The 6,011-nt window shown below is 60.8% G+C and carries 7 protein-coding genes and 1 pseudogene; 5 read left to right on the plus strand and 3 right to left on the minus strand.

The features are described from left to right. Together ACY693_RS13765 and ACY693_RS13770 are read right to left on the minus strand one after the other, a co-directional pair. Window positions 1-528: pseudogene (locus tag ACY693_RS13765) on the minus strand (oligopeptidase A); the annotation flags it as partial. 96 nt (window positions 529-624) lie between these two features. Beyond that, window positions 625-1,197 carry a CNP1-like family protein gene (locus tag ACY693_RS13770; RefSeq protein ID WP_462322397.1) on the minus strand — a complete coding sequence of 191 codons (573 nt, stop codon included), beginning with the start codon at window positions 1,195-1,197 and terminating at the stop codon, window positions 625-627. 157 nt (window positions 1,198-1,354) lie between these two features. Here ACY693_RS13770 and ACY693_RS13775 point away from each other — a divergent pair, with 157 nt between their 5' ends. The 4 genes from ACY693_RS13775 (at window position 1,355) to ACY693_RS13790 (ending at window position 4,458) form a co-directional block, all read left to right on the plus strand. Further along, entirely contained in the window at window positions 1,355-1,894 is a 540-nt protein-coding gene (locus tag ACY693_RS13775; RefSeq protein WP_462322398.1) for a gamma carbonic anhydrase family protein, read from the plus strand. 18 nt (window positions 1,895-1,912) lie between these two features. Then, the gene (locus ACY693_RS13780; RefSeq protein WP_462322399.1) at window positions 1,913-2,539 is read left to right on the plus strand and encodes an SCO family protein; all 627 of its coding nucleotides are present in this window, start codon (window positions 1,913-1,915) and stop codon (window positions 2,537-2,539) included. A 237-nt stretch (window positions 2,540-2,776) separates the two neighbouring features. Beyond that, window positions 2,777-3,427 carry a c-type cytochrome gene (locus ACY693_RS13785; RefSeq protein WP_462322400.1) on the plus strand — a complete coding sequence of 217 codons (651 nt, stop codon included), beginning with the start codon at window positions 2,777-2,779 and terminating at the stop codon, window positions 3,425-3,427. Window positions 3,428-3,642: 215 nt separating this feature from the next. Then, window positions 3,643-4,458 (plus strand): endonuclease/exonuclease/phosphatase family protein, encoded by an 816-nt coding sequence (locus tag ACY693_RS13790; protein ID WP_462322401.1) that lies wholly within the window; start codon window positions 3,643-3,645, stop codon window positions 4,456-4,458. A 46-nt stretch (window positions 4,459-4,504) separates the two neighbouring features. Here ACY693_RS13790 and ACY693_RS13795 read toward each other — a convergent pair whose 3' ends face one another. Beyond that, the gene (locus ACY693_RS13795) at window positions 4,505-5,014 is read right to left on the minus strand and encodes a hypothetical protein (protein ID WP_462322402.1); all 510 of its coding nucleotides are present in this window, start codon (window positions 5,012-5,014) and stop codon (window positions 4,505-4,507) included. A 323-nt stretch (window positions 5,015-5,337) separates the two neighbouring features. Between ACY693_RS13795 and ACY693_RS13800 the strand changes: the two genes are divergently transcribed. After that, window positions 5,338-6,009: a class I SAM-dependent methyltransferase gene (locus ACY693_RS13800; protein WP_462322403.1), complete on the plus strand. Its 672-nt coding sequence runs from the start codon at window positions 5,338-5,340 to the stop codon at window positions 6,007-6,009. Window positions 6,010-6,011 lie beyond the last annotated feature (2 nt).

The raw sequence follows: 6,011 nt of genomic DNA on the forward strand, positions 1-6,011 counted from the left end.
GGCGCTCAGGCGCGAGAGTTCGCGGTTGATTTCCTTGAAGCGTGCCTTCGCCTCTCGTGGTAGATCAACGCCCGCCAGATGCATGTCTCTAAGAGCGTTGGCGAGCATCTTGTGTTGTGCAGAATCGAGCGTGTCGCCATCGAAGACCTGCTTGTAGCCGCGGTACAGGGACTCGTTATGGCCGACTTCCGTGGCGTATTCGCTGAGCTTAGGCAGACAGGCGTTGTAGGCTGCTCTCAGGGCGTCGGAGCTCATCACAGCGTTGAGATGACTCACGGGGGACCAGGCCCGTGCGAGCCGATCGTCTTCTTCTTCCAGAGGCTGTACCAGCGACTCCCATGTTGCTTCACTGGTGTCAGCGGTCAGGGTCTTCACCAGGCGCCTGCCGTCGGCTAAGAGCGCGTCAATCGCGGGCTCGACCTGCTCCGGCGTGATGGCGTTGAAGGCAGGATGAGGAGCGTCACTGAGAAGCGGATTTTGCATGGGACACCAGAAAACAGTCGTGCGCTTGTCTGCGCGAGCTTTCATCCTAGATGTCGATTCCCAGCTCGGGTTTCAAAGCCGTTCGGCTGGTGTGGCTCTGATGTGCCCAGTTGGGTCAGGAAGCCGAGTTGGTCAGAACACCTAGTTGGTTAGAAAACCGCTGTTCTCGATCTCTGGCACCCGGCCACTGCGGAGCATCCGGACCTGATCCCGCTCTGGCCGGGGTTTGAACAGGCGCGGCACGCAGAGGTAATGCCGCCAGAGCTCCTCGCGAGCAGGGTTGTCTTGCGATCTTGTGATTGGCTGCCAGTCATCTGCGCCCGTTGCGGGCTTGAAGCGGTCATTGTGACCGAAGGCGTAGATGCGATAGGCCCCATTGGGGGTGCAGCGAATGCCTTCGAAGCTGATGTTGCGCGCGCCGCTGCTGGCTTCGGCGACGATCGTATAGCGCACAACACCGTCGCGGCCGGTCTCGAGGCTTGCGCGGTCGAGATAGTAGGTGAAGCGCCCATCACCGTGGTCAAGGTTGATCTCGATGAGATCCTTGTCTCTGGGCCACGCTGGGAGGTTGACGGCACCTTCAGTCCATTTTTCGCCGGGCTTGATGCTCTTTGGGACCACCTCTTCGGGCCCGAAGACAAACGGCGATTCGGCGCTCGCGGACGCGGCCATCATCGAGAGGCTCAGGAGGAGAATCAGGCAGGGCAACCGCATCTTCGTTCAATCGAGCTTAGGGTTGGTCTGGAATCGGGGCAGCATACCAAAGCCTGCTCCGGGCCACAGTCATCGGTCATCAGCCCCGCTCGTGCTAGCATTTCGGACCCAGGAGCCACCCCCGAAGTCCTATCACCAGAAGTGCCAGGTTAAAGCGATGAACAATGTACGGAGCTACCAAGGGCTCGAACCGCGTGTTGCGGCAGATGCTTGGATTGATGAGACCGCCGTCGTCATCGGTAACGTCGAGATCTGCGCTCAAGCTTCGGTCTGGCCAACGGCAGTGCTCCGCGGCGATATTCAACGTATCTACATCGGTGCCGGTAGTAATGTCCAGGATGGCTCCGTGCTCCATGTCTCGCACGACAGCCGCTTTCTGCCAGGCGGTGCGCCGACAGTCGTCCATGAGCGCGTCACCATTGGTCACCAGGCGACCTTGCATGGTTGTGAGGTGCATGATCATTGCTTGATCGGAATCGGCGCGAGGGTGCTGGACCGCGCCGTGTTGCGTCCTCGCTTGATGTTGGCGGCGGGTGCGGTGGTTCCGCCTGGCAAGGTCTTGCAAAGTGGCTTCATGTACATCGGGGCACCCGCCAAGCCGGCACGGACCCTGACAGACCTCGAGCTCGAGTACCTGGACTACGCTGCCCAGCACTATATCGAGCTTGCCATCAGCCATCGCGCGACCGCGCTCTGAGCCCCTGAAAGGCGCGCAATGTCCAAGTCCATCCCCATTGTCGCCATTCTGCTCCTGAGCGCTCTACTGCTTTGGCTGCTGTTGGTCTGGGAGCCGGGCCCGGTTGGGACCGGGAGCCACCAACGGCTTGAGCTTGCGACGCCTCCAACGGGGGGCGATTTTGAGCTGGTCTCGAATCAAGGGCCGGTCAAGCTGTCTGACCTCAAAGGGCGGGTCGTCCTCCTGTACTTTGGCTATACGGCCTGTCCAGACATCTGCCCGACGAATCTGGCGATCATCGCGCTCGCGCTGCGCGAGCTCGAAGCGGATGAGCTCGACCGAGTGCAAGTGCTTTTCGTCAGTGTCGACCCTGAGCGGGATACGCCGGAGCAGCTCGCCGATTATGTCGGTTATTTTCATCCGAGCATGATTGGACTCACGGGAGCAGCCGAGACGATCGCTGCTGCCGCTGAGCAGTACGGCGCCGCCTTCCAGCGCAGCAATCAGGACGACTCGGCGATGGGATACATGATCGACCACTCGGCCTTTACCTATGTGATCGGTCCGTCCGGCCGTTTGGTCGACGTGCTCGATCACGCCACACCCGCCGAGGAGATTGTGGCGACCTTGCGCCGCTATCTGACCGAAGACTCGAGTCAGAGCTAGGTCCCAGCTAGATCCCAGCGGTCGGGGTCGGCGGCGCTCGAGGCTGCTTGATCTGCTGCCTGCCAGCGGCGGCTGGAACTTCTGCAATGCCGGGCCATCTCTAGTCTGCAAAGGCGCTGCGCGTCAGGCGCAGATTGACCTAAATCGTTATTTTCTGATATACATAGCGGGATTTGCATGGTCAAGGCTCAAGCCGGTGGCCCGCCATCCACGAATATCGACGCAACGGTAGTGACTATGAAGACATCGCTGATCGCCGGACTCTTTTCCTCCGCCATGCTGACCCTCGGCGGCCTCCAAGCCGCAGTCGCGAGCGAGCTTTCAACCGACATCGGCGGCGATGTCCAGAAAGGGAAAGAGAAGGCCGGTCAAATCTGTCAGGCCTGTCATGGTCTCGACGGCAATGGCGTCCCTGGACAACCGGTGTGGCCAAAATTGGCAGGCCAGCATCCTCGGTACATCTACAAACAGCTCCAGAACTTTAAGAACAACGAGCGCTGGAACGCCCAGATGTCGCCGATGGCCATGCCGCTCACCGACGAAGAGATGCGCAACCTGGCCGCCTACTACTCGAGCCTTGAACAGTCAGGTGGAACGGCTGAAGAGGCCCTTGTGGCCAAGGGCGAGAGCATCTACCGGGCCGGAAATCCGGCCACCGGTGTACCCGCATGCTCGGGCTGTCACGGCCCGGCCGGTCTTGGCAGCAACCTGGCTCGATTCCCAAGGATTGCTGGCCAGCACTCTGAATACACGGCCCAGACCCTCGGACACTTCCGGAAAGCCGAGCGGGCCAATGACCCGAATGGCATGATGCGCGGCGTTGCTGCGAACCTGAAGGACGAAGAGATCGATGCCGTGGCGGCCTACATCGAAGGCCTCAGCCAGTAACGGCAAGTCACCGCAGGTCGCGTGGCTGCAGTCCGCGCGACCTGCAGAGGCAGATGATTAGGCTGCGGCTGGCATGCTCATCCTGCGGCTAGGTAGCTTCACCAGCCGTGCCTTCCTGAGTGATCAACCCTGACTGATCATTTTAGAGCAGTGGCTGAGATTCGGTTACCGACAGCGCGACGAGCCAGCCCTCCGACCCGTCGGCTGGGGGTTGCGTGAACGGCCTTCGCTTGCTCAGCTTTAATATTCAGGCCGGTATCGAGTCACGCCGCTACCGCGATTATGTCGCGAATAGCTGGAAGCATCTGATCCCGCATGCGGCGCGACAGCGCAATCTAACGAGCATCGGCACCCTGCTGAAGGGCTTCGATATCATCGGGCTGCAAGAGGTTGATGCAGGGAGCCTACGCAGCGCTTACATCGACCAGGCCCAGTATCTCGCGCACCAGGCGGGATATCCCTACTGGCTGTCGCAGATCAACCGCGAGCTCGGCCATCTGGCCCGGCATAGCAATGGCCTTCTCAGTCGCATCCGACCCGGGGCGGTGACCGAGCACAAGCTGCCAGGGCTGCCCGGTCGCGGTGCCATGGTCGTGGATTTTGCAACCACTGCCGACGAGCCGTTCGCCGTCTGCGTCCTCCATCTTGCATTGGGTCGGCGAGCGCAGCGCCGCCAGCTCGACTATCTGATCGAGGTTGCCCGCAGCTATCGGATGATCGTTCTGATGGGCGACTTCAATTGTGGATGTGGGTCGAGAATGCTGCGCGCCGCCATTGCCGCCGCCGGTCTTCGCGGGCTGGATTGTGAGCTCAAGACCTTCCCAAGCTGGCGGCCTGAGCGCAATCTCGACCACATCTTGGTGTCCCCGCAACTGCGGATTACTGCAGCGCGTGTTCTCGATTATGCGCTCTCGGATCATCTCCCAATCAGCATGGAGGTGGCGCTGCCCGATGGGGTTCATCTACTGACGCCCGATCTCGCCGATACGCTCTCGCGGGAATCTCACTTAGCCAGCGAGCAGGAGCGGTGATGTTCGAGCGTTCTGATCACGACGCCTAGTCGGCCGAGAGGCTCGATCAATCCTGGACAAAAAAGTAGCGCCATGCTCCTAGCGGCATCTGCTCGAGCAGGGAGAACAAGGCCGGCAAAGGTCGCCCTTCACCCGGAAAGACAGGCTCAAGCCTGATAAAGACTCGACCATAGCCGCCATGACGTCCCCAGCTCCAACAGCGTGCAGGCGCCACGGCCTCGCACTGGTGACAGCTGAGTAGAGGGCCATCGCGCTCGTCAGGCTGGTCGAGCTGCTCGCGCCAATTCGCTAGCGGCTGCCGGCACTGCGCGCAGCGGGGCGGGCGCGTGTTGCGTCCAAACCGCGGCTGTGGCGTGGCATAGGGTCCCTCAAGCGCGATCTCGAATTGCTCGTCCTTCTGCCCGTGATCGAGCTGAACGGCACAACCGGTAAAGCCGATGTAATCGAACAGTCGAGCACCAGGCGAGAAATGCGTCGCCTTGTGTGCCAGCGCATCGCCGATCAAACAGCCGTTGCGCAGCTGCGCTTCAACACGCTCGATGGATATGACGGCCATAGGGTCTTCCGGCGTTACGATCAGTCGGCCGTTGTGGAGGCGAAGGCCTGCTGTGGGTAATGAGCAATCGTTCATAGGGTTATCGATGACGAGCCTCTCTGTTGCATTGGTCTGCAGCGATGAAACTGGACCCGATCGCGGCTTGTCATAATCCGTTCATTCCGCGATTCACTCTGCGTCCTGCCTGCCGGCGCCATCCGAAAGGCGGCTACGAAAGACGCCCCCGCAAGCCGACATCGACCGACGACACCGACAGGCTGCTCAGTATGCTGAATTCTGCTCGCGCGCTCTTCGTTCTGACCACAGTGGCCTCATGTGCGGCCATGAGCCCGCCGCTGCTTGCTGAAACCCTTGCGGAGACGACCCGTGCTGAGCCAAGGGGCACGCCCGTTGTTGAGCCTGGGATCAACCGCCAGTACCTGGATGCTGATCCTGAGCGTTGGAAAGGCGTCTTCGAGCGCGAAGGGCGTGAATTGTTCGATCGTCGCCACGAGATCATCGATGCATTGCAACTGACGCCCGGTGACTCGGTTGCCGACGTCGGAGCGGGCACCGGATTGTTCACGATGCTGCTTGCCGAGCGGGTGGGGCGGGCCGGTCGGGTGTACGCGGTCGATATCTCGCCCACATTCATCGAGGCGATCCAAGCTCGGGCTGCTGCGAGTGGGCTCGACAACCTGGTGCCCATCGTCAATTCGCAACAGACCGTCAGCTTACCGGCTAACAGCGTTGACCTGGTCTTCATCGCCGATACCTACCACCATTTCGAGTATCCACAGCAGATGCTCGACTCGATTCGCAAGGCCCTGCGCCCAACTGGCCGTCTTGCACTCATCGACTTTCGACGCCTGCCCGGCTTCAGCTCGGGCTGGATCATGCGGCACGTGCGGGCCGGCCAGGGCCAGGTGATCGATGAGCTTGAGGCCGCAGGCTTTACCCTTGTTGCAACGGTGTCCGGCTGCAAAACCAATGGGTTCAAGTTTTATCGACAGTAGAG

This window comes from Halochromatium sp. (assembly GCF_054919635.1).

What these genes read in the sequence shown, in the direction of transcription:
- ACY693_RS13785 (WP_462322400.1), top strand. Translation starts at nt 2,777, where the DNA reads ATGAAGACATCGCTGATCGCCGGACTCTTTTCCTCCGCCATGCTGACC.
- ACY693_RS13775 (WP_462322398.1), top strand. Translation starts at nt 1,355, where the DNA reads ATGAACAATGTACGGAGCTACCAAGGGCTCGAACCGCGTGTTGCGGCA.
- ACY693_RS13780 (WP_462322399.1), top strand. Translation starts at nt 1,913, where the DNA reads ATGTCCAAGTCCATCCCCATTGTCGCCATTCTGCTCCTGAGCGCTCTA.
- ACY693_RS13770 (WP_462322397.1), bottom strand. Translation starts at nt 1,197, where the DNA reads ATGCGGTTGCCCTGCCTGATTCTCCTCCTGAGCCTCTCGATGATGGCC.
- ACY693_RS13800 (WP_462322403.1), top strand. Translation starts at nt 5,338, where the DNA reads ATGAGCCCGCCGCTGCTTGCTGAAACCCTTGCGGAGACGACCCGTGCT.
- ACY693_RS13795 (WP_462322402.1), bottom strand. Translation starts at nt 5,014, where the DNA reads ATGGCCGTCATATCCATCGAGCGTGTTGAAGCGCAGCTGCGCAACGGC.